Consider the following 26,231-nt stretch of genomic DNA (forward strand, 5'->3'; position numbering starts at 1 on the left):
CCCCATGAAAAAGTACCTTACGTTATTACTGCTACTGGTTTCTGTTTGTTTTTACGGGCAGGAAGAAGAGAAAGAAATTGTAATTGAAGGCTTTTATAAAATATCTCTTGGCGGAGGAGGCCATGCATTGTTTCCGGTAGTTAATAATACCGTTAATGGACCTATTAATCTGGAAATTGAAAGATATAAAATACCCAACGGGTTTGTTAATACAGCACGGGTTAGGATTAAAGGAAAAAAATTGAGAGCAAAATATAATTACGATTGCTATTATGTAAAAAACCGAATAGTGGTTGATGAGGTTACGCTAATTGACACCACTATGCTCATGGAAATATTTTTAAAAAAACATGCCGATGAAAAAAGGGAAGTTTTAAACGAAGGTGAAGAAAGAATTGAATATTTTGAAAGTGAAGGCTTTTACAATGAACGCTATGGGGAACTATATTATGTAGAACTGAAAGACGGAGAAGTTACAGATACTTTAGGCATTTGTTTTGAAGGGAGAGCTTCCCGTAAACATAGCGAAGTGTACCCTGATAAGTTTACTGCAGACGGGGTGTATGTAAAAGGCAGCGGATTTAAAATTACCGGTCGTAGTTATGGTTTATCAGGGGAATATAACAGTCAGTTTAATATTACCGAGTTAACAGAAATAGACACAACCAAAACTTTTTACAAGTATAAGCAGGAAAGAAAAAATAAAGAGAAACAAGGCGTTGTTGAGGTAGAAGGGTTTTATAAAATAAATGGCAGGGAAAATCTTTTTTTTCCATTAAAGGACAGCTTGGTACAGGTGCCAATAATAGTAAATCTTAAAAATAATAAGCTTCCTGATGGTTTTGTAAATACATCTTTTGTTAGGCTGAAAGGGAAATTAATAGAGCAACGTTCTTTTTTTGAAAGTTACTTTACCAAGTATACTATAGAGGTCGACGAGATTATTGAGGTTGATACTAATATTTTATTGGAAGATTATTTAAAGAAATATCAGGTTTATAAAACTAAACCAAAAATAGATGAACAGCGACTTGAATACTTTGAGAAAGAGGGATTTTATTCAGGTACGTTTGAGGGACATTCATTTGTATGGATTAAAGACAAAGAGTATGAGGGAGAAGGCTGGGCTTTTTTTGATGAAGATGTTAAACAAAGTGTGGTTGTTGAAGGTAAAATGGGATTAGGCATTAAAAGTTCGTTTAACAGGGGAATATATATGAAGGTGAAAGGTATTCGTACTTATGGAAAGCGTTACGGACATTTTGGAGGATGGAAAAGTCAGATTAATATTTCTAAAGTAGAAGAATTTGATATTAATAAATCATTATGGGAGTTTATTGAGCTTAAAATAAGAGAAAATGGTTTTTATAAAGATAGAAAACAAAAACTGATTTTTCCTAAAATACTCGAAGAGGGTAAAAAGTATACTTTTAAAGCAGTAGCTGTTTGCGACTGCACGCTTGAAGCAAAAAGAACAGGTGGTTATATTGATTATACCTTTACCGAGAAAGAAAGCACAGGTATAAAAAACAGTTTTAGCGGCAGGCTTATAACAAATCCCTGGACTTATGACAATAATACGTGGGATAATTACAGGGTTACCTACGAGAGTGTAGAAACTGAAAGTAAGGTTTATGACAATTCTAAGTTTACAGTTCAGGTATATCGTGAAAAAGATGAAAACGGTAACATAACAATTGCTATTGAAGACTATATAAATAACAGAGAGTTTGGCTTAACCCAAGTAAAAAACTAAAAAAAGAGGCTTATATAAAGCCTCTTTTTTAGCCCTCCATAAAGGCAACTACGTTAAACATGGTACGTTCGGTAATGTTATAGTTTTCGGCAACCTGTTGTATCATGTGGGTTTTACGCACTTTTTTAAAGTATTTTTTATGGTATTCGGTTTCTTTAAGGTAGGCTTCATAGTATACTTTCCAGTCCAGTACATGTACAGGGATAATATTTTTTGCAACAAGCTGCATAAAATTTTCCTGTAGGTTTATAAGTGTTTCATAGCGGGTCATTTACCATTTATTTTCAGGACAAATATCATTAGAGCGCACCTTTGCCGATAACGGGCACTTACATATATTACAGTAAGTTCCCTGTATTTCCTTAAGGTCGTCTTTTATAAAAACAAGTAGCTTTCCCTTTGCAGCATGCGGGCATAATGCACACAGGGCAGCACGCTTGCGGGCAGTGTTTTCGGTTACTTCGCTTTTTTGGATAAAGTTTTTCCAACCGCTAAGTATCTCATTTAACATGAGTTAAAAATGTAGTCAAATATTTAAAAAAAGGCACTTAAAAAGTTTTACAAACTTAGAAAATTTTCTCTATATTTGAAAAAAATCATACAAATAAACCACATCAATAATGAAACAGTTTACATTAGCATTATTATTACTATTTAGTGTGCTTGCAATAGCACAGGAAGAAAAAAAGCCAGAAATTTTTCCTTTTAAACGCCCGGAGCTTTTAGTGGGTAAAACCGTTACAATAAGACCGCTTACTGATGAGGAAATAAAAACACAAAAAGGCTATCATAATTTTTATAAAGACAAATATCATCGCCATTCCTATCATGAAATAGGATTTGAAACATCTGACCCAAAATCTCTGGAAAACAGGGTTTTTAAAGTAGTATCAACACACCCTAAGTATAATAATAAACTAACACTTGAAGCAGAAGATGGAGAAATTATTTATTACGACGTACTGGAAAATTATCCTAAACACTATTATTTTGAGGTAGAAGGAGGGCTTGATGTTCCAAACGATTTTTATTGTGATTATTTTGATAGAGGTGTTGAAGATGAGGATTTAATTTATCTTACAGCAGATGGCTTAGAAGATTATGCTAATGTATCGTTAACAAATGGAGGAACATTTGAAACAATGGAAAAAGATGTTGTAACGCTTACTATGCAGGTACCCTCAAAAGAAAATATGGGACTTACTGTAATTTTTGATAATGGTGCTAAATTGGAGTTACCTAATGATCCACTTATAGTTTCAAGAAAGGGTAAAGATAGGCGTGCAGTTATAATAGAAATAGAAAGTGATGAATATAAAAAACTTTTTAGTGAGAATAGAATAGTTAGTGTACTACTGGGAGGGAAAAAGGAATCGTCAGAAAATGATATATCTCCCGAAGGCGGCGAAAGAATAAGAGGTGTCATAGCATGTGGTATTGCCAAGCTTGAAGCCCGAGAAAAAAGCAAGAAATAATACAATATAATTAATATAAATAAAGGCTGTCTCAAATTTGAGACAGCCTTTATTTTATTTAAAAGTTAGCCCCTTCTCTTATCTGTACATAGCTGTTACCCTGTGTAATAATATCTTCTACAGCTACAATAGGAGGTGGTATGCTTTTAACGGCTTCGGCAGTTAGGTTAGCCAGTTCCTGCATGTTTATTTGTGAGGGGGCTATATCACGCGATACTATACCGCCACTCTCAAAATAATTGCCCGTTGTACTGCCACCCCCCGCCGGGAATGCATTGTTAAATGCCATGAAGTGACGAGCGGCATTGCGGTTCATTACGCCTATAAGTTCGCCCTTTTCGGCTTCAAAGCGGGTGCCGTCTTCACCGGTAAACATAGTACCCCCGGCACTGTGCCTTTGTCCGCCAATATTAAACAGCGCACCTTTTTCGGCCTTTGGTGTTTTGGTCGATGTAATTTTCTTTACGTTTGCCAAACCTGCCGCTACAGCGGCTCCTGCAGCCGCCGCACCAAGTGCCGGGCCAACAATAGGTATACCCGCCATAGACTTGTATGCTCCAACTGCCGACTGGTAGGTATCAATAGTGGCCTGAGCCGCTGCCATAGCCTTACCGGCTTTACTCTCTTTACCCAGTATGGTACTAAGGTTACCAAAGGTGCTTGAGGCAAGGCCCAGTTTAAAGTTGGTAGAAGCTTCTTTAATTTCCTTTAGCTTTTCTTCATGTTCTTTATCGTTTAACTGTATTTTGCTATTATATTCATCGTTTTTGTCTGATAGCTGCTTTTTATATTCATCTTCGCTAATAAGTCCGTCATCGCGTTTTTCCTTTAATTCAGCAACTTCTATTATTTTACGTTCGTCAAGTTTGGCTTTTTCGGCTGCATAGCGGGCATCTTCGGCAATAGTTTGCTCCTGGTACTGCGTTTCGGCATTTGCCATTTTAATATCAAACTGCAACTGTTCAGCCTCTGCCTTTTTTTGTATTTCCTCTATCTCTTTTGCTACACTGTCTTTATTGGCTTGTTTTTTAGCATCTTCACCAGCCTTTGCGACAGCTTGTTTTGCATTATTATAATCCTCTTCTATCTTTAAATACTGGGTATACAGTTCAATTTCGGCGTCTGTTAGCTCCTGGTTAGTATCTATTTTTTGGGCTATTGCTGCAGCATTTTTTTCAGTATCATCTCCTAACGTTTTTAACTGTAAATCTCTTAATTTTTGTAATCTTTCTTCCTCCTCAAAGTACATTTCATCTGTAAACTCTTTACCGTTATTGAGTTTACTTTGGTTTTGCTGTTTCCACAGTTCCAGTTCGGCATTGGCAAAGTTTACGGTAGCCTGAAATGTTTTTGAATCAAATTCATTCTTTATATTTTTCATTTCAGTATCATACTGCACCCTGCTTATTTTTTTCTGTTTCAGCTCTTCATTCAGCAGGGCTATAGATTTTGTCATGTACTCTTTTTGATAGTCGAGTTGCTCATTTAATGTTTTTGCCACACCATTATTTTGGGCTACATACAGGTCTAAAAGTTCCTTTTGTTTTTGGAGCATGTGGTCTACATATTTGTCCCACTGTTCCTTTCGTTTGTTTAGTTTGTCTTCCTGTTCGTCTGTAAACTTATCTGTAAGGGAATTAATATTGTCGTGGTGTTTTACGGTAAGGTTGGCATCTTCCTGCTGTATTTCAATACGTTTTAGTTGGGCATCTTTGAGTGCCTCTATTTCTTCTTCACTAAGACTTTTTGTTTTTTGCAGTTTTTGTGCATACTCATAGCCCTGTTCCTTTAGCAGTTTTTTTTCTTCATCATTAAGGTTGGCACCGTTAGCGAGGGCTTCGGCAGCAATTCTGTAAGCTTCTTCTGCATGGTCTTTACGCTCATTAAGGTTTTGCTGTTCAAGTTCGTTAGCCTCTTTAAGAGCTGCTAATCTTTCCTCTTCGGTTTTGGTTTGATCTTCAGAGGCACGGGTATATGCTTCAATGCTTTTTTGTGCCTCGGCATTTTTTATTTCCTGCAGTTCCATTTGCTTGGCAAGTTCCTGTTGTGCATCTTTAAGTTTGTAGGCTTCTGCGGCAGCTTCGGCCATGTTTTCTCCCATATCTGAAAACCAACTGCCTATTGATTTTGCTCCCGATAATACATTAATAAGATCGAGTATTGAGTTTTTAATAGACTCAAAAGCTGCACCTGCCGCCGCAGTAACTTTTTCTACCGTTTCTACAATTGGCTGAAAGGTTTTAAATATATCTACAACTGCCGATGCAGCAATTGCTACGGCTGCAAGTATTAACCCAAACGGATTTTTTACAAACTGCCATGCGGCTTTTGTCATCCCTACAATACCCGATGTCATACCCGAAAAGGCACTACTTAAAAGAGGTGCTGCACCACCAGCTTCTTTCGCTCGTGTGATAAGTCCGCCAATTCCGCCGTTAAATATATTAATCTTGTCGTAGGAGTCAGTAAGCTCTTTTTTATAGCTATTGAAAGTGTTTTTTACCTTTTTTACTTCTGTGTCACCCTGGTCAACCGCAGTATTCATTTTTGTTATTGATTTGGTAAATTCATTTAGGGCATCTTTACCATCTTTTGCAGTATCCGAAAGGTCGCTTAGGGTATCGGAGGTTTCATCTACCGAGTCTGAAAACTCTTCCTGGTCTTTTGCCGCTTTTTTTGCTGCCGAACCATAATCCTTCATTGCCGATTTTCCGTCTTTAAGAGCATCTGCAAAATCGTCTTGTTGTTTTGCGGCTTTTTTGGTAGTCTTGGTAAGGTCTTTTTGGCTATCAGTCATTTTATCATTTTCCTTGCTTACCTTTTTTAGGGCTTTAACCTGCTGTTCGAGCTTTAAGATAAGGCTTTCCAGTTCACTGCGCATTTTTTCAAACTGCTTGGTATTTTCCTTACCTTCTTTTTTAAGGCTGGTCATTTGTTCCTTTAAGGAGTTAATGGCCTTTTTTGCCTGCTTGGCACTCGCCAGTAATGCCTTTACGTCGATATCGAGCTTTGCAATTACAATTTCTTTTTCTTTTGCCATTGTTTTATGTTAGTCAAGTATAAAAGTATTGGAGTAGGTTTTGGTACTGTTGTACAGTAGCCTGAAATGGGTAGCATTTACACTGGTTGTTAAAATACCCGGTTGCCCCGGTAAAAGGGTTACCCTGCCTGTTTTCCAGTTAGTACCATCGGGCGAGTACTGGTGCATTACATCAAACCTGGTAGGGAAGTTGGTTATATAGCCTACCTGATAAGTAGTAGGGGTAAGCCTTACCACATTGTTTATGGTTAACGACGGGGTGCGCACTATAGGCCCTAAAACAAAACCGGTTTGTGGTGGCGAATAATTTACCCTTACCAGTTCGCACTTTGTTAGTTTACCCGGTATGTAGTTGTTTATTTTATTGACTAGAAAATACCCCGATAGCGCATCTATGTAATACAGTTTTTTAAAATCGAAATTTGCCACATCAGTATCATTAAGGTACATTTCGGTATTAACGATAAGGGCTTTTTCCAGTATGCTTTTAAGCGGATTATAGTAGGTGTTTATAATATCAAAAAAGGATAGTTTGCTAAAATTTTCGGTGTAAAATTTAGGTGACTGGGTAGATTGTGCCAAAACGCTGCTTATTACGAGTGTTGTCATGTTTACCGGTTCACAACGCATAAGGTAAAACCTATTATCAAGCGATTTGTAAGTTACGGTTGGTTCGCCCGGTTCGGGGTTTTCTACGGCTTCTTTTTCCCAAAACTTATAAATATTGGTAAGTCCGCCTATGGAGCTTTGGTAAGGCTCCGGACTGTAAATTTTTGACTTAATACTGTCTTTGGTCTCATTTAAATTTTCGTTGTCAACCCCTATGTAATGGTCGTTGTGCGCCGAACCTTCGCCATTGTACTTGTACCTAAACCAGTTTTGTTTTGCATAACTGCCATATATATAACTTTCGTTAATTTTTCGGGCAAATTTGTCACTCCAGTCGGTACTTGGCGGAGAGGTTAACTGCTCTGTGAGGGTTAGAAATTCGTATTTGTTTTCGTTTTTATCCTTGTAAAGTACCAGCCCAAAACGGTATATAATTTCCTTTAGGAAATCTTTTAGGGTAAAGCCCGAAAGCGCATCGGTAAAATTAGTTTGTGCAGCATTTAGCTTGGTAAAAGTGACATCTAAGGTAGGGGTGTCCCAAAACCTGAATTTTTTGTTGGTATTTCTAAATACCAAACAAACGGTTTCGCCTTCCTCAAGCCTAAATGTTTTTGAGGTACTGAAATTAGTATAGGGCTGTATGTTTTTTGCAGCGATGTAAAATTCGGGAATCAGAATGTTATCGTAAGCAAGAAATTCACCATGGTAATCGGCGTTTTTACATACAACAAGATCTACCGAAGTGTTTACATTAGTAAGGTTGCCTTTAATGCTTAGCCTGTACATGCCTGATTGTGGAGCTTTAAGGTAACGAATACGTTCGGGGTCATCGTTTTCGCTCCAGGTCTCTTCAAGCTCATTCACTTCGGGATCGTAAAAGGCAGCCGAGTATATTTTCCATTCTGGCCATCCCTGTTTTAACCAGTGCCAACTTTCGGGCGTACTTTTAAAAAGTACTTCACCATTGTTTTCTGTTCCTTTAGGATAGGTTAACCAAAGGTTTTTAAACTCATCTGAATCAAATACAGACCCCGAATATTCAAACCCGTATTTTTCAAATATCTTATCCCAAAGCCATGCTACATTAAGGCTGGGTATTAGGTAATCAACATATATTTTAAGTGTATTAGATACATTAAGCGGGTTTTCTCCGTTATAATCGGCAAGAATGTAACGGTAGGGCAAATCCTGATTCCATGTGTTTGCAACAGCTTCGGGGGTTTTGATGTGTTCTGTTTCGGTAAGATCAAGATCGGCGAGCGAAGCGTTTTCTATAGCCTTGAACAAATCTATTATACCGTCGTAAACCACAGCTTCATAGTAATCGCCAGAGTCGGTTATCACAGCATAGCCGTTATTTATAAAGCATTCGCCGGTATTGTTATACAGTGTGCACTGATTTTTTTGATAGGGTACGTTTGAGGCATTTCCGGTAAGGGTCATGTGGTCCAGTGCCCTTACATTATTTGCGGTTTTAGGGAGTTTAAACTTGTTGGTAAAGCTGGACTGACGGTCTTCAAGGCTGTTAAGGTCGTTTACCTGTTTGGTTTGGGCAATAACCTCGCCTGCGTCTAAGTCCATTAACTGCCGGTTAATGTAAAGTAAGAGAGACAAGTTGTTTTGTTATGGTCAAATATTTTTTTAAGACGGGAGATAATAGAGTGTAGACAGGAGCCTGTTATACTTACTGAAGAAGGATCTACTTTTTTTTATAACACGAGCGGGATGCTCGCGTTAGCATAACGATTTTTGATTAAGATTTTTCGACTCCACTCCGTTACGCTCAAAATGACAGAGTGTGTTTGTCATCCTGACGGAGGAAGGATCTTATTTTCTATTTCGACCGTAACGGAGTGGAGTGGAGAAATCTGAATAAATTAATACCTGTTCTTTTGTCCGTGACACAAAAGAAAGAAAAAGTCGGGCTTAGATGCTTTAGGCTAAAAATTATGGCTCTCGGCTAAACCATCCGAACTCGGCTATCGCCTCAAACAGCGGATGCTTTTTACGCCTCATTTATAATTTTCTTTACGCCACAGCACCTTAGGCCGTTTTTTACTGTTGTGTGCTCACTCGTGCCTGTCATCCTGACGAAGGAAGGGGATTTTTTATTGCGGGTTGCGGCATGAGCGGGACGCTCGCGCCAGCTTTAGAGTTGTCATTGCGAGGAGGAACGACGCGGCAATCTCATCTCCTTCCTTCTTTTGTCCTTGACACAAAAGAACCAAAAAGTCGGGCTTAGATGCTTTAGGCTAAAAATTATGGCTCTCGGCTAAACCATCCGAACTCGGCTATTGCCTCAAACAGCGGATGCTTTTTACGCCTCGTTTATAATTTTCTTTACGCCACAGCATCTTAGGCCGTTTTTCATACTGGTGTGCTCACTCGTATTTGTCATCTTGACAGAGGAAGGATCCCTATTGTTATTAGTTGAGGCACGAGGACTTTAGGACTTTACAGACTTTACAAACTTATTGTATATCGCTGCGGAAGCTCAATATCAAACGTAAAGTTGGTTAACGGCTGTTTTGGGTTTTTAACGCGGGCATTGCCTGTTTTTAATGTAACCTCTACCCAGCTGTTTTTGTTGTTTTGGCTAAGGGGCTTTCCTGTAAAAAAGTACACTTTCGGACTTTCCAGAATCCCTTCTACAATGCGGCGTTCGTTTTCGCTAAGCAGTTCGGCAGTGATTTTATAAGAGTCAATACTCTCTTTCCCTATTTGTATGCTTCGCCCAAAGGAGCGATCTATATTACTGTAGTCGTTATCAATTTCGCCCATGTATTTTGTGCTTCGGTCAATGCTGTAGGTGTTTTCAAAAAGCCAGTAACTGTAACCGCCATAGGAGTTTAGCCATTTTAGGTAGGCCCCTTTTTTATACGGAATTTTTTCGAGTGTGATAAAAGTATCATTATTACTATCGGTGCTACCTGCCTTAAACCTCAGTTCGTTATGCCCTTCAATAAGTGGCAGTACATTTTCCAGAGTTTCATCGGTACGACCATCACTAAGTACCAGCCTTGATACCCTGCCGCGTGTAAGCATTTGTGTAGATAGGGTAGTGGTGTTATTTTTCAGAGTAAAATACTGCGTGTTTGGCATGTGCAAGGTAATATCAAACGGATAGCCTTCCCAGTATTTTAGGTAAAAATGCTGTGTACTGTTTGACTTTGACGGAGTAAGCGGAAAATAATCATTAATCGTTCGGCGGTAATAATCAGTATGCTGATTAACGCCTGCCAGCCATGTTAGGTTATAAGTGGCCTGTGTTTGGGTATCGTTTTGAAAGTAGATGGAAAAATGGATTTCCTGCTCCAGATAGGTACCATCACTAAAGGCTTTTACATAAGAAGACGGATTTATACCACCAATTGACGGACTCAATGTGTCTTCAAAATTACGGGTGTTTATAAGCGATGTAACATAGGGCTTGAGGTTTAGGAAAAAAGTCCCGTCGGGTGCAGGGAAAAGCCTTATGGGCGTTTCTCCAAGTGTGATGTCGCAGTACTTTGGCTTTACCAAAAAGTTGTCGTAAAAGCTAAGTACGTCGTTATTATACGCCATCCTGAGGCGGGTGGTGTCAATAGGGGTTTTAAATACTATCATAAAAAGAGTTTAGAAGATTAGTAATATTTGAAGTAATCATAGTGAGTTCATTATCGCTTACATCATCAATAATAAACTGTATGCGTTGTGGGGTAATTACACTGCTTATCAGTTCGGTACCGCCATGTTCGGTTCTGTCCCAACCTTCACGGCCTATTTTTCGGGCAATAAGGTAGGCAAGGCTGCTAATGGATATATTGCCTTCAACTTGAGTAGAGATTCCTTTTGCAATAATCCATTGCTCTATGGCCTCACTAGGTGGTTGCTTACCGGGTTTGTAACCGTTTTCCAGAGCCTCGCTGTAGGGTGCACCTGTAATTTGAACGCTATAGTTTTCAACTTCAACTTTAAGCGTATCGGCCCAGTTTCCGGAGGCGCGCATACCCAACTCATCATATTTTTTAATGAGGTCATTTTTCAGTATTTCAAAATGAGATACTAAAATAGCTGTACTACTGCTCATAGCTTACCGGTATTCTAACAGAATAGGAGCATAGTAGTCCGTCCATATTAGCATCGAGCGCATCGGTAACATCTATGTTTTCCCACTGGTGTACAGCAATACCTTTACAGGCAATTTTATTACCCAGTGTTTGGAATACTGTAAGTAACGGCTCTATGTTTTGGGTAAACTTTCCGGTTTGGTTTGGATCGCGCTCTGCGAAATACTGCTGGTCTAAGTCCGACTGTTTTACAAGGAAGAATTTACCCGAGTAATTATCGGCTACAATTTTTGTACCCGTGTCGTTGTATTCGCTTTTACGTGTAGTAATTTCATGAAGGAAATAAGTGGTGTTGGGTTCGCCTTCACCTTCCAGCAGGTTTAGGGCAGCTTTTTTTCCGTAGTGGTAAATAAGGTTTTGGTCTTGGGCTATTTGCTGAAGAAAACGTACAATGTCCATGTTGTTTTAGGGTTTAGGGTTTCTTGTTTCTTGTTGTGGGTTGCTTTGTGGTGTGTTTGCTTGAGTTTGTCATCCTGACGAAGGAAGGATCTCTTTTAGTGAATGTTGATTTACCTGTTCTTTTGTCTTGAAACAAAAGAACCAAAAGTTCAAGGCTGTGATGCCTTAGGCTAAAAATTATGGCTCTCGGCTAAACCATCCGAACTCGGCTATCGCCTCAAACAGCGGATGCTTATTAACGCCTCGCTTATAATTTTCTTTACGCCACAGCACCTTATGCCGTTTGCTAAAGCGGTGTGCTTACTCCTGTTGTCGTCCTGACAGGGGAAGGCTCTTTTTTACTAAATAAACTGAGCAATGAACACTAATCACTACTTACTATTCAGTTTTTGGTAATCGTGTTCCACTTCATTTTGGGTTTTGGTTTGTACCAGCAGGCTGAATATTTCGCCATAAGGTTTCCTGCCTAAATCAAAGGGGTATTGCCCAAACAGCTTGCCTAACTGAAGCAGAGGGAGTGTATCGCTGTAGGGTTTTAACCTGTCGGCGCCCGCCATCTGCCACAAATGCGCATCGGTCGATTGGGAGGCGAGTGCCTTACTTTCGGTAGTAATGATTGTTTCAAACTCACTTACCAGGTATTTTTTTGCGGGGAAATATTCGGCTATCGGGGTTGCCCAAAACTCAGCTTCGGTAATATCAAAACAAATAGTGAAGAGTTGGCAAATGCCCTCCCAGCTGTTTATTTTTGGCAGCAGCCTAATGCAGTATTTTACGTTGGCATAAGGCATTTTATTAGTATCCATGCTCCTGCCGGCAAAGGTGTTTTTGGGGTTTAGGTGTTCCAGTACGGCATCATACATAAGGGTATCCTGCAGGGCTGTGTACTGTTTTATACTTATGTTTTTCATTGTAATGGGTATTGATGTGATGTTATTAGTTTTCGGTTGATGGTGGTAGTTGATGGTTTAGCTTGTATGTCACCCTGACGGAGGAAGGATATTTTTCCATTTCGACCGTAACGAAGTGGAGTGGAGAAATCTCAATAAATTAATACTTGTTCTTTTGTCCGTGACACAAAAGAACCAAAAAGTCGGGCTGTGGTGCCTTAGGCCGTTTGCTACAGGTATGTGCTTACTCGTACTTTAGTATATTAAGTAATAGGGAAAAATCACTATTTTTATAATTAAAACCACACTTACTATGCGTTATCTTACTGGTTTATTATTCCTTACTTTTTTAGTGTTAGCCTCATGCAGGGAGAGAACTGATTTTGAGAAATCACTCATGGCTAATAGTTGGGTGTATTGTGAACATGAAACACTGGATCGTGGTTATAATGTGGTTTTCGTAAACAGGATTTACTTTGACAAAGAGGGCAGATGCATAAAAAGGGAATAATTGCAAATATTGATTTTTTATATGATAACTTTCCGTTTTAGTATCTAAACCTACAACATGAAACACTTTATAGCCTTTTTTTTGTTTTTATCAGGGACTTACAGCTATGCACAATCTGATTCTTTAGTTTCTTATAAAGACATGATTGTAGATAGTCAAAATATTTATGCTCTAAGCAATACAGGGAAATTAACCGTTTGGAACCTTAGCACACTGAATAAGCAGCTTATAGATAATGATACCATTACTTATACAGCAATAGCTATGGATAGGAATGGGATTATTCATCTTGGATCAAAAACAGGTTATCATGCTACATTTGATTCTGAAAGTGCTAAAGTACATATAGAGTCAAAACTAAAATATAATAACGAGGTTCATTTTATGTTCTTTAATTCGCAAAATAAAATGTTTCTGATATATGCAGGAGGAATATATGATCCCGAAATAGATAAATATTGGAATAAGTTTAAAAACAGACCCAATGGTTTAATAGTTAAAAGAAAAATAAGTTTTTTACTCTTTTCTGTTTATAAGACAACCAATGTATATTTTATTACTCCCCAATATGCCTTTATGGATAGTAATGGAGTTATATGGATGGGGAAGATGTGTGGAGAATTTGGCAGTATGTTTTATGCTTTTGATTGTGAAAAGAGCGAAATTATAGACGTTAGTAATTTTGTATTTGCTGATGGGCTTTCTTTTCAATCTATTTTTGAAGATGACAACCATAATATATATATTACATCAGGTTTACAACATATTGGGAATAGTGGGGAAATTTATAAAATAGATAATAAAAATGCTGTCACCCTATTTGATTTTATCAAGGTTGATGATAAGTTGTCTGATAAAAGAGATTTGTTTATAGGCCCCGGGGCATACAGTAATACAGAACAAAAACTTTATTTTGCTACACAGGCTGGTATATATTGTACAACTGTACCAAATGAAGGGAGTATAAATGAAAATGAATTAGAGTTGTTGTTCTCACCACAATTAGGAGCCGTTCGTGAAAATCATGCAATGGGTATGAAAATGGCTGTGAAAAAGATGCTTTTCACCCGAGATAATAAATTGGTATTTCTCACAGCCGTAAATGGTATTGGCTTATACAATGGAGACGATTACATAATGTTGAAGTAGGTTGTTTAACAAATCACCCCACTCTTACGGTAGTCCTGTAGTCTTTTCGCAGGGCAAACCAGTAACGCATCATTATACTGTCCCACTCATCGGGGGAACGGCCTATGAGTTCCTTAACCCTTTCTTTAGGGATAATGCCCTGCTTACCATCGCGGTCAATATCCTTTAGTTTTACCTGTTCCATTTCCTCGGTAACGGTTTGTTGTATGTGGTGGTTATCACACAGTTCGCCTGCCATTCGGTTTACAACCATCCCCGCCATTTTAATGGAGCACTGGCTTTTAAGGTTATCGTAATTAGGTTTTACATAGGTGTTGTTTTCACGGACTTCAAGCGGTGCCGAATTGTTTACAAACCCTTTACACCTTAAAAAATCTACCACACCGCCGCCCACGCCATCCTCATCGGCAATAGTATTAGAAGGGGAGATACCATACTTGGCCTGTAATTTTTTTGCCTGAGCTACTACCACGTCAAGCCCTGATTTTGCAATATACTCCCGTGCTATACATACCCAGCCGTGCCATACCCTGAAAACGGTTTTGTCCTTACCCTTACGGGCTACATCTATAGTGAGGTATTTGGTGCCTTCGGGTTTAAGATGTATGGGATTAAAGTAGTCGGCTATACTGTCGTGGTCTATAAGGGTGGCTGGGTCGTCGTCATACTCCCAGTTGCCAAAGTAGAGCCTTTCCCTACTGTTTTTGTCTAACCGAAGCAACGACTTTAAATAGCTGGGGTGCAGGTGAGGGTTATCTGTAGGGAGTGATTGTACAAACTGCCGGTAAGGGGGGAGGGAGTTGTCCCGTTCGGGTTTGTAAAATTCTTTGTAAGTCCAGTTTTTTGCCGGATTGCAGCTACCCAGCATTTTAGGGATAAGTTTATACTCGTTGAGTTTATACCTTATTCGGGATTTTACAATTTGCCATGCGGCATAAGCTATTTGGCTGCATTCGTCAATAAAAGCTCCGGTAATTTCGAGTGAACCGAGGGAATCAAAATTTGGATCGGACGGGTACAGGAAAAGATCCTTCAGGATTATTTCGCTTCCGTTTTTCCATACAATGATATGATCGGCCGACTTATAAGTAAACTGATTGCCCAGCCGTAGTTGTGCTGCCAGTTCAAAAAACGTATTTAGGGTAGTTTCCCGAAGTGTTTTGAGCTTGCTGCGTCCCATAAGCCAACGGGTACCGGGGTAGTTTTGACACATTTCCATAAGCCAGAGGCAGCCAAGAGCACTTTTCCCTCCGCCTGCCGCTCCGCCATACACTACCTCTTCGGTTACCGGGTCTTTAAGGAAATACACGGCGTGTTCCTGTTTAATCAGTAGTTTCATGAGGGTTAAGGCCAGAGCCAAGGTTTAGGGTTATACTTTTGTCGTTTTCGCCATCATCATCGTCGTGTTTGTCACTCCACTGTTGCGGGTTTCGGTTTTTGAGCCAAAACTGCTGACTGCGGAAGTCGGCCGGAATGTGTTTTTCCACCTCTACGATTTCCACGCGTTCCTTTTCTACACGCTTGCCGTTTTGGTCGTAATACACCTCTTTGCATTTAATGGCCTGTTTTATGGATATTACCCTGTCCAGCGTTGCCTGATAAAGTGATGCGGCTACCTCCATATCGGCAGCTTTTTGTCCTTTTTGTACGGCAAGGTTAAAGTCGGGGTGCTGTTTTTTCCAGTTGGTTAATGTGCGTTTGCATACGCCGAAGAATGTGGCGAGGTCTTTATCGGTAGCGCCCAAAAGGCAAAGCTTGTGGGCCTGCGAAGGGAAGTGCTCCCCGTATATGGTTTTTTTTCGTGGTGAAGCTTTGGCTTCGGGCATGGTATTGAATTTGGGAAATATTTTGTTTTAATATGGCATAATAGTGTTGTTACAGCACGAGCGGGACGCTCGCGCCAGCTTGAGGATAATCTCACATGTTCTTTTGTCCGTGACACAAAAGAACGAAAAAGTCGGGCTTAGATGCCTTAGGCTAAAAATTATGGCTCTCGGCTAAACCATCCGAACTCGGCTGTCGCCTCAAACAGCGGATGCTTTTTACGCCTCGTTTATAATTTTCTGTACGCCACAGCACCTTCGGCCGTTTACCATTGTGATGTGCTTACTCGTGCTTTAGTATCTTATTTAATAGTGTTGTCATTTCGACCGTAATGAAGTGGAGTGGAGAAATCTCAAAAAATAATACTTGTTCTTTTGTCCGTGACACAAAAGAACGAAAAAGTCGGGCTTAGATGCCTTAGACTAAAAATTATGGCTCTCGGCTAAACCATCCGAACTCGGCTGTCGCCTCAAACAGCGGATGCTTTTTACGCCTCTTTTATAATTTTCTATACGCCACAGCACCTTCGGCCGTTTACCATTGTGATGTGCTTACTCGTGCTTTAGTATCTTATTTAATAGTGTTGTCATTTCGACCGTAATGAAGTGGAGTGGAGAAATCTCAAAAAATAATACTTGTTCTTTTGTCCTTGACACAAAAGAACGAAAAAGTCGGGCTTAGATACCTTAGGCTAAAAATTATGGCTCTCGGCTAAACCATCTGAACTCGGCTGTCGCCTCAAACAGCGGATGCTTTTTACACCTCGTTTATAATTTTCTGTACACCACAGCATATTAGGCCGTTTGCCACTGTGATGTGCTTACTCTTGTTGTAATGGAAAAGTGTATACTGATTACTGTCTGCTAAAACTACCCTATAGTATTATTTGCAGGGTTAGTGGGCATTGCAGGCATGCCGGACATACCCGGTTTTGTATTAGCTGAGGATGTTTCCTTACGGTAAAACAAATAGCGTAACACTAAGGTGTAAAAGGCAAAAATGGATGCGGTTAGGGAGCCTATTATAAACAGGAATTCGGTTTGTGACAGGGAGAAGAATTTAAACTGCTGCCCAAATCCGTGAAGTAATATCACTATGGCTATAAACACCGCCCAGGCTGATGAAAAGATAAAGGCAAGTTTGGCATTCTTTTTCCTTAGCTTACGTTCTGACTTTTCGTTTTTCTGCTGAATTTTAAAACGCTTAAACTGCATGAACTCGTTGTAGTTTTGCGGATTAGTGTTGCCGTTTTTAATAAGGTTCTCCTCATTTTCGGCTTCTGCAGATAGTGTGTTTTGGTTTGGAATATCCTGAACGTCTTTTGTTAGAGCTTCTCCTTTTAACTGATCAGCAATAGATACCTTGTCCTGTTGTTCCATTTTTAATCGTTTAGCTTGTGTTCGTAATAGTCTTTTATAATGCTGTTCTCTATGATAGCATTATGGTTTCCGTCCCAAACCTGCGACCATGGGCTGCCTTCTTCGTGTGTTAGTGCAGATAACTGCAGTCCCGAAAAATCTTTATAATTGTTCCATATTTTTTTTAGGAAGTCCTTATCCTCCTTACTCAGCTTGTTTTTAGTGTACAGCTTAAAAATATAGGGGTCTACGTTGTTCTTACCGAAAATTTTGATGGGGAAATATAAATCAGGAATTACAGAGCCGTATTTCCACGCCTGTATCTGATTATGAAATAAGGGTTTCCCGGTTATACCTAAATACCAACCATGAGCTATATAAGTAAGCTTTAATAGCTTCATGGGGTCAATTCCCTGACCCTCTTCTTTTGCCAGTTTTGTAAAAAAATCGGCTATGTCAAAGCAGTTATAAGTCATTACTTTATGATTAATGGTTATTTACAAAAATAGTATAAAATATTGTATTTCACCAGGTGGAATTACGGGTGTTTTATAAGTGTGGAAAATACTTAGTGAGTGTTGTTCTTTTGTCCTTGACGCAAAAGAACGAAAAAGTCGGGCTTAGATGCCTTAGGCTATTAGAGATTTATTTCATCAGTTCGGCTTTTAGCCTCGTGTTTCGACTTCACTTCGTTGCGCTCAAAATGATAGAACGTGATTGTCATCCTGACGTTAGGAAGGATCTCTTTTGAATGAAATTCTATAATCTATAATTTGTAGTAAATAAACATCCTTTCCCTCTCTGTAAGGTAACCATAATTGTTGTTTAACTCAGCAGATTTTACGGTCGCAGCCAGCTTTTAACGGCCGGAAAGGGCGGATGTCCGTTTTGTATTTCAGTATCGTTATAGGCAATTCCCATCCATTGGAGTAGGGGCAGACCTATGTAGTTTCCGTTTGAAAAATTGTCTATGTGCCAGTCAGAAGCGCCTTTGTAGCCATCGGGATGAAAAACTTCACTTAGTGGTATATCTAAGTGCTGCGCTACTGCTGCCGACCATGCTATGGCGGCAATTTCATCGCCCATGTTAGGCCAGTCTTGCGGCATTTTATCTGTGCCTATATACTGCCTTAGGGCCGATTCTGTTACGGCAATATGTCCGGCTTCATGTAATATGTCTCCGGGGTATTTCAGTTTATCAAAGTCCACGTAAATTACACAAGGCCCTAACTCGAGTCCCGGTAGGAATGTGGTGGCTGTTAGGGGGCCTTCAGCGACCTCTATCCTGATAGACTCGAGGAAAGACACTATTTGTGTTAGGCATGGTTTGTTTTTCACATAGCAAAAGTACAGGGGAAATTCCTGTTGGCACTAAGTAGTTTTACGGGTTTAGTAAGAACAGGTATTTTTACGGGTAAATAGGGAGGTTTTTCTTATTAAGTGATTTGCTTAAAAATCATTATATTAGCTATATGACACTGGTACGTTTTACTATAGTAAGCTTTGTGTTATGCCTAGGCATGATGCTGTTTTTGCTGTTTAAAATTGGGCGTTTTCCGGTTTTAGACGGTTTATCGCTCGTTGTGTTGGGTATTAATATCGCCCTGCAGCTGTGGCTTAACAAACGCTTGGGGAGAGTACCGTTCTCTTGGGGGTTTTATGGTATTAATATATTGTACCTGCTTTACTTTTTAACTACCACCCGTACGTTTTACGATCCGTTTAGGAGTTACACCCGTGTGTTTGAAATGCTGGGACTGCAAAGTCCGCAGGAAATATGGTTTGTTTTTTTCTCCATGTCGTTTTATGCCTTTTTTACTTCGGCTTTACTGGAGCTTGTAATTGTTGCACTTTTTTTAGCAAAGTACAGGGAAATCAAAACTTCTTAAAACGTATATCATTAACATGACTTTATTACGCTTTACCTTAGTTGCTTTTTTGCTATGCTTTATAGTAGTTCTTGTTAATAGTAACGAGTTTAAGTTTTTTCTTCCGTTTGATATTTTTGCTCTTGCCTTAATGGGAGGGAGTGCTTTGGTGGAATATCTGTTTATAAGGAAAGGATTTAAAATACCTTTTAAAATAGGTTTTTACATAACAATAGTATTGTTTATAATGTACTTTGTTTTCTCTGCAAATGTGTACCTTAAGACATCCCGTGATTTTTTTTGTAATACACATGTAAGGATATTAAGCAGGGGGAATGAATGGAACGGGTTAATGGTTAAATATAATACCGCTTATATATACTTTTATATGCTAGCAATACTAATGCAAATGATAACAGGTATTTATGCTATTATTATTTACAGGAAGAAAGCTTTGTCTACATAATATCCGGTTTCAAAAAGCTGGTTTTTGTACTTTAATTAAATAGTGTAATTATGTTAAACAATTAATTTTCAATACTCGGTAAGGCTTATTAACAAAGGGTGTTGAAATATTTTAATGTTAAATTTTGTACCCATCTGTTAATCTAAAGTTAAATTTATATATCTTTATACCTAACTAACTAAAACAGAGTGCTATGAACTTTAGATCGCTTATTGAGGTGCTGTACGATATTGTTCGTTTTGAGATTAGAGAACATAGAAATATCAGATTATAGCCTTACAAACCACTTTCTTCAAAAAACTTACTATTGTTAATTTATGTGTCTGATTATTGTTTAATAACCAGACATATAGGTTAACTTTTTTTATCTCTGGGCCTATGGTTATTAACGATAATATAGATGCTAAGGTAGCCGCTTTTATAGAGGGGCTTAATCGTGAGTACTTTGAACATGAAAAAGGTAAGGTTAGGCTTGTGCTTCGGGTTGATTATATTGATTTCAGGATGTATGGCTATGTATATGCCATTGACCCTAACGAAGAACAGGGTGTTAATACCAACCTAGAGAATACATGTTACATTCCGCTGATAATAAATAAGGATAGCGGACAGGTATATCAGCTTACCGGTTACCGTGATTTTGATCATGAAAAAGATACTCTTGATTATACTTTTACCCAACTGCTGCAAAATAACCTTATTGAACGCTACGACGAGTTTTACCGTATTAGTAACTTTGAGTGATTTTTTATAGCTTTAGCAGATGGATTTTGTACTGGAAATAGTTTTTGAATTTATTGCCGAATTTATTTTTATTTACCCCGGTGCTTTTTTGCGTTTGGTGTTTTTTGGTCGTAAACAAAAATTAGACAGCTATATTCAAAAAGATAATGCCTATAATTTTATAATCAGTTTTTGTTTAATAGTTGGTTTAGGAATGTTTTGTGCTACAATCTTATAAAGAAAAGAGAGCTTACTAGCTCTCCTTTTTAATTTATTCCCGGGTTACTTTGCCTTCGTTTGGTTTCCCCATTTGTACACCCTTTGGTTTTGGATGCATTTTTACTTCATTTTCCTTTTTTTTAATAGTTACATTATCATAAGGATTGTTCGATTTCTTTTTTGTTGTAGTTGTGTTGTAATTGTTTGTTGAAGTTGGCTGATCAATTATAACATCAATACCTTTTTCATGAGGAATTACGGTTGAGCTTTTATTTCCTTCGTTATTAGTATTGATTGTTGTAGTGCTTTGCGCTGAGGCATACCCAGCAACTAAAAACATCCCCAGCATTAAAACTAAAGTTTTGATTGTTTTCATAATGTAAAATTTTTAGTTGTTTATAATATGCTAATTTATAATGTTTTATGTTTTAATAAAATCCCCATTAAAGGGTAAATTTTAAATAAAAAGAAAAAACAATATGTCAAAGAACGGGAGACCAAATAGTCCAAAGTCTTCAGGTCAAAAGTCGAAAGTTGAAAGTCTTAAAGGGTGAAGTCTTAGTTTTTCATTGATTACTACTTATACCTCGTACTTCCGGTTAATACCCTTTTTATGTTTTTAGAGTAATTAAATTCCGAATGGCTTTTGTCGTCGTTATGAGTTCGTAGTGACTGCTGTTCGGCAAGCTGGCAGCGTTCTTCAAAGTATTCCCTAAAAAACGACAGTACCTTTGGGATGGTGAGGCTTTCGTAAAATTCGCCATACGCGCCACTGATTATTTTTTTAAACAAAAAGGTAAGGTCGCTTATTTTGAGGGTGTAGTAGGTTTCGTTAACCTCAATGGCACAAAGCTCAATTTGATCTTCGGTCATGGGTTTGTTTAGGTTAAGTATATCGTTAAGGTACACCAGCCAACCCATTGTAAGGCCTATAGCAAAATCTTTACTCTTTTCGCGTTGCAGTGTTCCCAGTGTGGGGGCGGGGGCATTTATGGCTTTGTCGATAGTGGTAAGCCTTCCGCCGTGGCGCATGCAGTTAACCGGACTGTAAACGCTTAGCAATTTTTCGTTTGAAGTCGTCGCTATACTTAACTTTCGACTTTGAGGCAGGTTCTTTCCCTGCATTGCCTTGTTGTTTTATTTCAAATAGTCCTTTCCATCCCTTGCTGATGCTTTGGTGCAGTATAGCTATGGCGGTAGTTTGTTTACCTTGAGCAAGGTTGGTTAGCTGTACCAGTGCTGCCTGTTCACTTTCGGCGCTTTGGTAGTTTTGGTTGTGCTCATTGTGGCGGTAGGTTTTCCAGAGTTGCCATTGGCGGGCAAACTCGGCCGAGGGGTAGGGCAGTACCACGGTTGGTTTTTCTCCCATACCCTCTTTTCCGTCAAAATCAGTTTTAATTTCAACTTCAATGTCAATATCATTGTCATTGTCAATGTCAGTGTTTTGCAACACTTTTGCAGGGATTTTGTTTAGGGTTGTTGTATTTTCTTCTGCTTTATTATGTCGTTTTTTAGCAGCTTTAGAACGTGTTTGTGAGATTGTTTTTTCACGTTGTAAACGTCGGGAAGTAAAACTGTAACCTCCTTGTATTTCATCGATTGCACATATATTATTAATGCTGAGTTCATCAATAAGTTCGGCAGTTTTATCGGCTGTACATTTCCAGAGAATTTGTAAGCCTTTTGCAGAGGTTTTATATACGGGTTCATTACCCGAAAGGTGCATTTTAAATATTATTTTAAGCCAGGCCATTTCGGCTTCCAGCGATAAAACATTACAGTCACGTTCCCAGTCGCCCACATAGAGGGCTATATGCGGAAGGTTTTTTTTGCTCATTAAGCGCAAAAATTCATTTCAAATATTTTTAGCAAATGCTTTGCAGGTGTTTTGCAGGTAATTTATACCCTTACAACATTATCAATAATCACGTTATTGTAAAGACCTTTAGATCCGCTAATGTGAAATTCAAGGTCGGCCACATCGCCCGGCAGCATATCGTCCAGTAGTTCTATTTTAGTACCCAATGCAGTAGGGTAAAACAATTTGCCGTCTTCCTGTTCAAACTGAAGTTGTTTAAGGGCTGTACCTTTTTTGGTTGTTTTGGTATCGCCTACGGCTACTACTATTCCTCTTATTTTATATTGCATGGTTCGTTTGATTTAAGATTTAATAATTATACTATTTAAAGATTAAGGTTCCCAAAAGGGCAGGTGACATTTTTAAATTTGAATGTTCAATTTTTCAATCTTACGAAATTGAAATTAACTATTTAAGTATTAAAGGTTTCTCAAGTAAATGTTAATATTTTTATAAGTAACTACCTGATTATTTAGTAACCGAATTGATTACACACAGTCGGTTTGCAACGTGGTTAAACTCCAGTGTATTTACCTGTTTTTGGGTAAGCTGACTGTACACTACCGCAGGGGCAAGGTTTGCCAGGGCATGGAAAAAATCGGCAGCATTGTTATTGTCTTCCAGTTCAGTAAGGGAAATGGCATTGTCACTGTTTTCGGTAAAAAGGGTTTCCAGTTGCTCCAGTATTTTACGGGTATATTCTTCCTGTTTGGTTTTCATGATTTTATGTTTTTTAAGATAATGAGTTAAAAGGCATAAGGCATAAGGCATAAGTAGAATTTTTATTTATTCAATTACTAATTATTTAGTTTTTTTTGATTTTCAGATAAAAAAAAACTAAATAATTAGTAACTTTGATATTTCCTATTATCATAGGAATCAAGATATTTCCCTTATTTTATTAATTATGCCCAAACAAAAGGCGAACTGGGGATTAGACCTCAAAATTTCAGAAAAAAGCTTTACTAATCTCATCATTTTTATAGTATTGCTTATTCTATTAATTTATCGTGAAGAATTTGTTTTACTTTTCTTTCACAGTTTACTCAAGAAAATAAAATAACTGAAAAGTTTTTAGCTCCTTTAGGGGCTTTTTTTATGAGTTCTATCTCCCCAATATTTTCTACCTTAAAATTTGTGTTACATTTTGTGCTACAAAATTATTGTACTGTATGCCGCTGTTTTTAGATATTTTGCCTTCCAGCATTACACTAACCTGTATTTCGTCGTTTTCTTTAAGGCCGTGTAGGTCGTCCATTTTACGTCCGCGAAACTCTACAAAGGCTCTTTGGCGATGATCGGGCACTATGGTTACTACTTTTTTTTCGTGTCCGGCTGTGTTGCGGTACTCAATGTTTTCAATGTTTCCTGTAATTGTCATGGGATTTAGATTTAAAGATTAAAAGATTGAAGAATTAAATAGAAGGTAAAAGGCATAAGTAAAAAGCAGGCGTGGAAACTTTTGCCTTATGCCTCATTGTTTTGAACTAACCCGCAATAGCATATTGCTCACTTGCGGCTTTTTCAAATTTTAGTGAAGTTTCCAGCTGGTTTAGCAGGATAATTTTTTGGGAGTGGTATCCCTTTAACTGAGAAGTGAGTTGGGTTAAATCGGAAGTGCGCTGATCTTCCAGCTTAAAAACCGAATAGTAAGGCAGGTTTTGAATGGATTCTATTTCCTGTTCGCATTCGCTGATAAGGCGGTTAACCGATTCTAACTGGCAGATAAGGTTTTTCATGGCGTAAGGCGTTTTAAAGTTAATTTTTTAAAGACTTAAAGAGGATAGATGACAGATAATAGATTAATGAGTAATTGTCTTTTGTCTTCAGTCTATTATCTACTATCTGTATTATTCTGTAATACTAAACCTTTTGTCGTTGTTAAAGTGTAGTATTGCACTTTGTTCATGGCTACAGGGAGTGTATTTAGTGTAACGTACCGGGGCAGGGTTGTGCTGCTGTGTTGCCTGTTGTTGTGCCAGCTTAGTGTAAAGTTGCTTTAAACGGGCGCTTACAAGGGCTTTTTGTTCCAGTATGTAAGTGTAATTTTCTACATCCTGCTGTGCTTCATAAGAACGTAAGTACTTATTGTATCCTTTTTTTATTTCGCTAAGTTCCACAATTTGATGTGTAATATTGTTGTTTATTTGCATATAATGTGTATATTTGCTCAAACATTGGTACAAAATTAAGTGGAATATTCCACATTTCAAAATACGAAAGTGTAAAAAATCACTTTTTAACATCTAAAAGTTATCAACAGTTACGATAAAGTATTGAATATGGACGCATTAGAGATTAAACAGAAGAGGGAGCACCTGGGACTAACCCAACGCGAGTTGGCCGACCTGATAGGTGCAAGTCGCGAAACCATTATTAATTATGAGAAAGGAAGACCCATACCCAATTCTAAAATAGAGATACTTAACAAGGTGCTTAACAGCGATACACCTTATACCACAATTGTTAGGAGTAGTGAGGTAGTGAAGCTCCCTGTTGATTTTGAAAACAAAAACGGGAATAAGTTTATAGAGCTGCCTAACGGACAGTATTATATGCTGATGCCACTGGCCGACTTTAATGTACAGGCTGGGTTGCTTAGTAATTATCAGGATGCCGACTTCCTTATGGATTTGAGTCAGCACGGGATACTGGTAGACAAACCGGTGCAGGGGCGTTATGTAGCCTTTAAGGTTAACGGCGACAGTATGGACGACGGCAGTAGTAACGCCATTAGCCGAAATAGTATTGTGAGCACGCGCGAACTGCAACGCCAACATTGGACAAACAAGTTGCGTTATCGTGATTTCCCATACTGGGTTATTTATACTACTCAAAGTAAAATGCCGCTACTAAAAGAGATTATTGAGCACAATACCGAAGAGGGGTATGTAGTTTGCCACTCCCTTAACGACAGCCCTGAGTTTACCGATTTTAAACTTCATGTAAATGATATACAGGCTTTGTTTTATGTTATTGATGTAAACAGGAGTGTTAGTAAAAAGGTGGTATATTAATTTTAAGACTGACGATAGGAAGAATTTTTTCCATTTCGACCGTAACGAAGGGGAGCGGAGAAATCTCAATAAAATTGTAGTTGTCCTTTTGTCCGTGTCACAAAAGAACGAAAAAGTCGGGCTTTGATGTTTTAAGTCAGTTTGATACAGTTTAGAGATTTATTTCATCAGTTCGGCTTTTAAGCCTCGTTTTTCGACTCCACTTCGTTGCGCTCAAAATGAGCGAGGGTGATTTTCATCACTGACGATAGGAAGGATCTTTTTTTTTTAAGTTTATAGTACTAACCAGACTTAGTACCAGTTAGAGGATTGCTTAATCTGAAATTAAAGTAACATGATTAAAAATATAGACTGTTTTCTTAAAAAAGAAATAACCGCATTGTATAAGATTTCGGTATATGAGGATGGTTATAACGACGAACTTACTGATACCTATATAATAGAGTGTAGTGATAACAGTTATATACAAATTTTAATAGAGGGAGATGTTGTTATCCGTAAAATGGAATCGGTTACTGATTATGTAGTTTTAGGGGAATATGATGTAAAGCGGTCTAATTTTGAACTGGTTTTCTGTAATAGTATTTTGAATAATACAGTTATAGATGCTATTGAAACCTATGTAAATGGTGATAGCTATTTGTTTGGTATTCGGTTTCTGGATGCGCAAAAGCAATATATTGCCGGTTTTACTCTTGGTTTTGATGAGATAAAACTGATTGATGAAACTGAGTTTGAAACGATGTTAACGACCTATACTAAGACAGAGGCCGGAGTAATAAAACAGTTAATAAATTAATACTTGTCCTTTTGTCCGTGACACAAAAGAACGAAAAAGTCGGGCTTAGATGCTTTAGGCTAAAAATTATGGCTCTCGGCTAAATCATCCGAACTCGGCTATCGCCTCAAACAGCGGATGCCTTTTCGCGCCTCGTTTATAATTTTCTATACGCCACAGCA

The 26,231-nt window shown here is 38.3% G+C and carries 31 protein-coding genes; 10 read left to right on the plus strand and 21 right to left on the minus strand.

The genetic code is table 11. The features are described 5' to 3' along the window. Positions 1 to 4 precede the first annotated feature (4 nt). Entirely contained in the window at positions 5 to 1,756 is a 1,752-nt protein-coding gene (locus V3Z67_RS15730; protein WP_330444220.1) for a hypothetical protein, read from the plus strand. A 28-nt stretch (positions 1,757 to 1,784) separates the two neighbouring features. On the opposite strand, the gene V3Z67_RS15735 is transcribed toward V3Z67_RS15730, so the two are convergent. Next, positions 1,785 to 2,027, minus strand: coding sequence for a hypothetical protein (locus V3Z67_RS15735; protein ID WP_330444221.1), 243 nt, complete (start codon positions 2,025 to 2,027; stop codon positions 1,785 to 1,787). Next, complete coding sequence (locus V3Z67_RS15740) at positions 2,028 to 2,267, minus strand: hypothetical protein (protein ID WP_330444222.1); 240 nt, start codon at positions 2,265 to 2,267, stop codon at positions 2,028 to 2,030. Positions 2,268 to 2,376: 109 nt separating this feature from the next. Here V3Z67_RS15740 and V3Z67_RS15745 point away from each other — a divergent pair, with 109 nt between their 5' ends. After that, a complete protein-coding gene (locus V3Z67_RS15745; protein ID WP_330444223.1) occupies positions 2,377 to 3,231 on the plus strand; it encodes a hypothetical protein in 855 nt (284 codons plus the stop codon). Positions 3,232 to 3,289: 58 nt separating this feature from the next. Here the strand turns inward: V3Z67_RS15745 and V3Z67_RS15750 are convergent, their stop codons facing one another. The 6 genes from V3Z67_RS15750 to V3Z67_RS15775 form a co-directional block, all read right to left on the minus strand. Further along, the gene (locus tag V3Z67_RS15750; RefSeq protein ID WP_330444224.1) at positions 3,290 to 6,271 is read right to left on the minus strand and encodes a hypothetical protein; all 2,982 of its coding nucleotides are present in this window, start codon (positions 6,269 to 6,271) and stop codon (positions 3,290 to 3,292) included. A gap of 9 nt (positions 6,272 to 6,280) precedes the next feature. After that, on the minus strand, positions 6,281 to 8,461 hold the full coding sequence (locus V3Z67_RS15755; protein ID WP_330444225.1) for a hypothetical protein: 2,181 nt from the start codon (positions 8,459 to 8,461) through the stop codon (positions 6,281 to 6,283). 882 nt (positions 8,462 to 9,343) lie between these two features. Next, positions 9,344 to 10,486, minus strand: coding sequence for a hypothetical protein (locus V3Z67_RS15760; RefSeq protein ID WP_330444226.1), 1,143 nt, complete (start codon positions 10,484 to 10,486; stop codon positions 9,344 to 9,346). Further along, on the minus strand, positions 10,473 to 10,949 hold the full coding sequence (locus tag V3Z67_RS15765) for a hypothetical protein (protein WP_330444227.1): 477 nt from the start codon (positions 10,947 to 10,949) through the stop codon (positions 10,473 to 10,475). The genes V3Z67_RS15760 and V3Z67_RS15765 overlap by 14 nt, the downstream gene beginning before the upstream one ends. Beyond that, the gene (locus V3Z67_RS15770; RefSeq protein ID WP_330444228.1) at positions 10,939 to 11,388 is read right to left on the minus strand and encodes a hypothetical protein; all 450 of its coding nucleotides are present in this window, start codon (positions 11,386 to 11,388) and stop codon (positions 10,939 to 10,941) included. Before V3Z67_RS15770 ends, V3Z67_RS15765 begins: the two co-directional genes overlap by 11 nt. A gap of 371 nt (positions 11,389 to 11,759) precedes the next feature. Further along, positions 11,760 to 12,299, minus strand: a complete 540-nt coding sequence (locus V3Z67_RS15775; protein WP_330444229.1) for a hypothetical protein — start codon at positions 12,297 to 12,299, stop codon at positions 11,760 to 11,762. A gap of 292 nt (positions 12,300 to 12,591) precedes the next feature. On the opposite strand from V3Z67_RS15775, the gene V3Z67_RS15780 reads away from it, so the two are divergent. Then, a complete protein-coding gene (locus V3Z67_RS15780; RefSeq protein ID WP_330444230.1) occupies positions 12,592 to 12,789 on the plus strand; it encodes a hypothetical protein in 198 nt (65 codons plus the stop codon). A gap of 57 nt (positions 12,790 to 12,846) precedes the next feature. After that, the gene (locus V3Z67_RS15785) at positions 12,847 to 13,938 is read left to right on the plus strand and encodes a hypothetical protein (protein WP_330444231.1); all 1,092 of its coding nucleotides are present in this window, start codon (positions 12,847 to 12,849) and stop codon (positions 13,936 to 13,938) included. Positions 13,939 to 13,951: 13 nt separating this feature from the next. Here V3Z67_RS15785 and V3Z67_RS15790 read toward each other — a convergent pair whose 3' ends face one another. The 5 genes from V3Z67_RS15790 to V3Z67_RS15810 all read right to left on the minus strand — a co-directional run bounded on the left by V3Z67_RS15790 (position 13,952) and on the right by V3Z67_RS15810 (position 18,458). Then, positions 13,952 to 15,277 carry a phage terminase large subunit gene (locus tag V3Z67_RS15790; RefSeq protein WP_330444232.1) on the minus strand — a complete coding sequence of 442 codons (1,326 nt, stop codon included), beginning with the start codon at positions 15,275 to 15,277 and terminating at the stop codon, positions 13,952 to 13,954. Then, entirely contained in the window at positions 15,261 to 15,764 is a 504-nt protein-coding gene (locus V3Z67_RS15795) for a terminase (protein ID WP_330444233.1), read from the minus strand. The genes V3Z67_RS15790 and V3Z67_RS15795 overlap by 17 nt, the downstream gene beginning before the upstream one ends. Positions 15,765 to 16,631: 867 nt before the next feature. Next, positions 16,632 to 17,141, minus strand: a complete 510-nt coding sequence (locus tag V3Z67_RS15800; protein ID WP_330444234.1) for a hypothetical protein — start codon at positions 17,139 to 17,141, stop codon at positions 16,632 to 16,634. Positions 17,142 to 17,143: 2 nt separating this feature from the next. After that, positions 17,144 to 17,596 carry a Panacea domain-containing protein gene (locus V3Z67_RS15805; RefSeq protein ID WP_330444235.1) on the minus strand — a complete coding sequence of 151 codons (453 nt, stop codon included), beginning with the start codon at positions 17,594 to 17,596 and terminating at the stop codon, positions 17,144 to 17,146. Positions 17,597 to 17,960: 364 nt separating this feature from the next. Then, positions 17,961 to 18,458, minus strand: coding sequence for a hypothetical protein (locus V3Z67_RS15810; protein ID WP_330444236.1), 498 nt, complete (start codon positions 18,456 to 18,458; stop codon positions 17,961 to 17,963). 134 nt (positions 18,459 to 18,592) lie between these two features. Between V3Z67_RS15810 and V3Z67_RS15815 the strand changes: the two genes are divergently transcribed. The 4 genes from V3Z67_RS15815 to V3Z67_RS15830 all read left to right on the plus strand — a co-directional run bounded on the left by V3Z67_RS15815 (position 18,593) and on the right by V3Z67_RS15830 (position 20,415). Beyond that, positions 18,593 to 19,009: a hypothetical protein gene (locus V3Z67_RS15815; RefSeq protein WP_157482296.1), complete on the plus strand. Its 417-nt coding sequence runs from the start codon at positions 18,593 to 18,595 to the stop codon at positions 19,007 to 19,009. Between the two features lie 16 nt (positions 19,010 to 19,025). After that, on the plus strand, positions 19,026 to 19,454 hold the full coding sequence (locus tag V3Z67_RS15820) for a hypothetical protein (RefSeq protein WP_330444237.1): 429 nt from the start codon (positions 19,026 to 19,028) through the stop codon (positions 19,452 to 19,454). A 378-nt stretch (positions 19,455 to 19,832) separates the two neighbouring features. Continuing rightward, positions 19,833 to 20,198 carry a hypothetical protein gene (locus tag V3Z67_RS15825; RefSeq protein WP_330444238.1) on the plus strand — a complete coding sequence of 122 codons (366 nt, stop codon included), beginning with the start codon at positions 19,833 to 19,835 and terminating at the stop codon, positions 20,196 to 20,198. Between the two features lie 19 nt (positions 20,199 to 20,217). After that, the gene (locus tag V3Z67_RS15830) at positions 20,218 to 20,415 is read left to right on the plus strand and encodes a hypothetical protein (RefSeq protein WP_330444239.1); all 198 of its coding nucleotides are present in this window, start codon (positions 20,218 to 20,220) and stop codon (positions 20,413 to 20,415) included. Between the two features lie 33 nt (positions 20,416 to 20,448). Here V3Z67_RS15830 and V3Z67_RS15835 read toward each other — a convergent pair whose 3' ends face one another. From V3Z67_RS15835 to V3Z67_RS15870, 8 genes are all read right to left on the minus strand, one after another. Next, a complete protein-coding gene (locus V3Z67_RS15835; protein ID WP_330444240.1) occupies positions 20,449 to 20,772 on the minus strand; it encodes a hypothetical protein in 324 nt (107 codons plus the stop codon). A gap of 200 nt (positions 20,773 to 20,972) precedes the next feature. Then, positions 20,973 to 21,521, minus strand: a complete 549-nt coding sequence (locus V3Z67_RS15840; RefSeq protein ID WP_330444241.1) for a hypothetical protein — start codon at positions 21,519 to 21,521, stop codon at positions 20,973 to 20,975. Then, positions 21,433 to 22,233, minus strand: coding sequence for a hypothetical protein (locus tag V3Z67_RS15845; protein ID WP_330444242.1), 801 nt, complete (start codon positions 22,231 to 22,233; stop codon positions 21,433 to 21,435). Before V3Z67_RS15845 ends, V3Z67_RS15840 begins: the two co-directional genes overlap by 89 nt. Before the next feature lie 62 nt (positions 22,234 to 22,295). Continuing rightward, positions 22,296 to 22,544: a hypothetical protein gene (locus tag V3Z67_RS15850; RefSeq protein ID WP_035136234.1), complete on the minus strand. Its 249-nt coding sequence runs from the start codon at positions 22,542 to 22,544 to the stop codon at positions 22,296 to 22,298. A gap of 178 nt (positions 22,545 to 22,722) precedes the next feature. Next, a complete protein-coding gene (locus V3Z67_RS15855) occupies positions 22,723 to 22,974 on the minus strand; it encodes a hypothetical protein (RefSeq protein WP_330444243.1) in 252 nt (83 codons plus the stop codon). Positions 22,975 to 23,377: 403 nt separating this feature from the next. Further along, complete coding sequence (locus V3Z67_RS15860; RefSeq protein WP_330444244.1) at positions 23,378 to 23,635, minus strand: hypothetical protein; 258 nt, start codon at positions 23,633 to 23,635, stop codon at positions 23,378 to 23,380. A gap of 106 nt (positions 23,636 to 23,741) precedes the next feature. Further along, positions 23,742 to 23,993, minus strand: a complete 252-nt coding sequence (locus V3Z67_RS15865) for a hypothetical protein (protein ID WP_035136239.1) — start codon at positions 23,991 to 23,993, stop codon at positions 23,742 to 23,744. Positions 23,994 to 24,104: 111 nt separating this feature from the next. Continuing rightward, positions 24,105 to 24,407, minus strand: a complete 303-nt coding sequence (locus tag V3Z67_RS15870; protein WP_330444245.1) for a hypothetical protein — start codon at positions 24,405 to 24,407, stop codon at positions 24,105 to 24,107. A gap of 129 nt (positions 24,408 to 24,536) precedes the next feature. Here V3Z67_RS15870 and V3Z67_RS15875 point away from each other — a divergent pair, with 129 nt between their 5' ends. Both V3Z67_RS15875 and V3Z67_RS15880 read left to right on the plus strand, forming a co-directional pair. After that, on the plus strand, positions 24,537 to 25,271 hold the full coding sequence (locus V3Z67_RS15875; RefSeq protein WP_330444246.1) for a helix-turn-helix transcriptional regulator: 735 nt from the start codon (positions 24,537 to 24,539) through the stop codon (positions 25,269 to 25,271). A 334-nt stretch (positions 25,272 to 25,605) separates the two neighbouring features. Then, positions 25,606 to 26,070: a hypothetical protein gene (locus V3Z67_RS15880; protein WP_330444247.1), complete on the plus strand. Its 465-nt coding sequence runs from the start codon at positions 25,606 to 25,608 to the stop codon at positions 26,068 to 26,070. The last annotated feature ends 161 nt before the right edge of the window (positions 26,071 to 26,231 follow it).

This window comes from Flavobacterium sp. C4GT6 (genome assembly GCF_036347315.1).
Taxonomy (GTDB): Bacteria; Bacteroidota; Bacteroidia; order Flavobacteriales; family Flavobacteriaceae; genus Flavobacterium.

What these genes read in the sequence shown, in the direction of transcription:
- V3Z67_RS15730 (WP_330444220.1), top strand. Translation starts at nt 5, where the DNA reads ATGAAAAAGTACCTTACGTTATTACTGCTACTGGTTTCTGTTTGTTTT.
- V3Z67_RS15735 (WP_330444221.1), bottom strand. Translation starts at nt 2,027, where the DNA reads ATGACCCGCTATGAAACACTTATAAACCTACAGGAAAATTTTATGCAG.
- V3Z67_RS15740 (WP_330444222.1), bottom strand. Translation starts at nt 2,267, where the DNA reads ATGTTAAATGAGATACTTAGCGGTTGGAAAAACTTTATCCAAAAAAGC.
- V3Z67_RS15745 (WP_330444223.1), top strand. Translation starts at nt 2,377, where the DNA reads ATGAAACAGTTTACATTAGCATTATTATTACTATTTAGTGTGCTTGCA.
- V3Z67_RS15750 (WP_330444224.1), bottom strand. Translation starts at nt 6,271, where the DNA reads ATGGCAAAAGAAAAAGAAATTGTAATTGCAAAGCTCGATATCGACGTA.
- V3Z67_RS15755 (WP_330444225.1), bottom strand. Translation starts at nt 8,461, where the DNA reads ATGGACTTAGACGCAGGCGAGGTTATTGCCCAAACCAAACAGGTAAAC.
- V3Z67_RS15760 (WP_330444226.1), bottom strand. Translation starts at nt 10,486, where the DNA reads ATGATAGTATTTAAAACCCCTATTGACACCACCCGCCTCAGGATGGCG.
- V3Z67_RS15765 (WP_330444227.1), bottom strand. Translation starts at nt 10,949, where the DNA reads ATGAGCAGTAGTACAGCTATTTTAGTATCTCATTTTGAAATACTGAAA.
- V3Z67_RS15770 (WP_330444228.1), bottom strand. Translation starts at nt 11,388, where the DNA reads ATGGACATTGTACGTTTTCTTCAGCAAATAGCCCAAGACCAAAACCTT.
- V3Z67_RS15775 (WP_330444229.1), bottom strand. Translation starts at nt 12,299, where the DNA reads ATGAAAAACATAAGTATAAAACAGTACACAGCCCTGCAGGATACCCTT.
- V3Z67_RS15780 (WP_330444230.1), top strand. Translation starts at nt 12,592, where the DNA reads ATGCGTTATCTTACTGGTTTATTATTCCTTACTTTTTTAGTGTTAGCC.
- V3Z67_RS15785 (WP_330444231.1), top strand. Translation starts at nt 12,847, where the DNA reads ATGAAACACTTTATAGCCTTTTTTTTGTTTTTATCAGGGACTTACAGC.
- V3Z67_RS15790 (WP_330444232.1), bottom strand. Translation starts at nt 15,277, where the DNA reads ATGAAACTACTGATTAAACAGGAACACGCCGTGTATTTCCTTAAAGAC.
- V3Z67_RS15795 (WP_330444233.1), bottom strand. Translation starts at nt 15,764, where the DNA reads ATGCCCGAAGCCAAAGCTTCACCACGAAAAAAAACCATATACGGGGAG.
- V3Z67_RS15800 (WP_330444234.1), bottom strand. Translation starts at nt 17,141, where the DNA reads ATGGAACAACAGGACAAGGTATCTATTGCTGATCAGTTAAAAGGAGAA.
- V3Z67_RS15805 (WP_330444235.1), bottom strand. Translation starts at nt 17,596, where the DNA reads ATGACTTATAACTGCTTTGACATAGCCGATTTTTTTACAAAACTGGCA.
- V3Z67_RS15815 (WP_157482296.1), top strand. Translation starts at nt 18,593, where the DNA reads ATGACACTGGTACGTTTTACTATAGTAAGCTTTGTGTTATGCCTAGGC.
- V3Z67_RS15820 (WP_330444237.1), top strand. Translation starts at nt 19,026, where the DNA reads ATGACTTTATTACGCTTTACCTTAGTTGCTTTTTTGCTATGCTTTATA.
- V3Z67_RS15825 (WP_330444238.1), top strand. Translation starts at nt 19,833, where the DNA reads ATGGTTATTAACGATAATATAGATGCTAAGGTAGCCGCTTTTATAGAG.
- V3Z67_RS15830 (WP_330444239.1), top strand. Translation starts at nt 20,218, where the DNA reads ATGGATTTTGTACTGGAAATAGTTTTTGAATTTATTGCCGAATTTATT.
- V3Z67_RS15835 (WP_330444240.1), bottom strand. Translation starts at nt 20,772, where the DNA reads ATGAAAACAATCAAAACTTTAGTTTTAATGCTGGGGATGTTTTTAGTT.
- V3Z67_RS15840 (WP_330444241.1), bottom strand. Translation starts at nt 21,521, where the DNA reads ATGCAGGGAAAGAACCTGCCTCAAAGTCGAAAGTTAAGTATAGCGACG.
- V3Z67_RS15845 (WP_330444242.1), bottom strand. Translation starts at nt 22,233, where the DNA reads ATGAGCAAAAAAAACCTTCCGCATATAGCCCTCTATGTGGGCGACTGG.
- V3Z67_RS15850 (WP_035136234.1), bottom strand. Translation starts at nt 22,544, where the DNA reads ATGCAATATAAAATAAGAGGAATAGTAGTAGCCGTAGGCGATACCAAA.
- V3Z67_RS15855 (WP_330444243.1), bottom strand. Translation starts at nt 22,974, where the DNA reads ATGAAAACCAAACAGGAAGAATATACCCGTAAAATACTGGAGCAACTG.
- V3Z67_RS15860 (WP_330444244.1), bottom strand. Translation starts at nt 23,635, where the DNA reads ATGACAATTACAGGAAACATTGAAAACATTGAGTACCGCAACACAGCC.
- V3Z67_RS15865 (WP_035136239.1), bottom strand. Translation starts at nt 23,993, where the DNA reads ATGAAAAACCTTATCTGCCAGTTAGAATCGGTTAACCGCCTTATCAGC.
- V3Z67_RS15870 (WP_330444245.1), bottom strand. Translation starts at nt 24,407, where the DNA reads ATGCAAATAAACAACAATATTACACATCAAATTGTGGAACTTAGCGAA.
- V3Z67_RS15875 (WP_330444246.1), top strand. Translation starts at nt 24,537, where the DNA reads ATGGACGCATTAGAGATTAAACAGAAGAGGGAGCACCTGGGACTAACC.
- V3Z67_RS15880 (WP_330444247.1), top strand. Translation starts at nt 25,606, where the DNA reads ATGATTAAAAATATAGACTGTTTTCTTAAAAAAGAAATAACCGCATTG.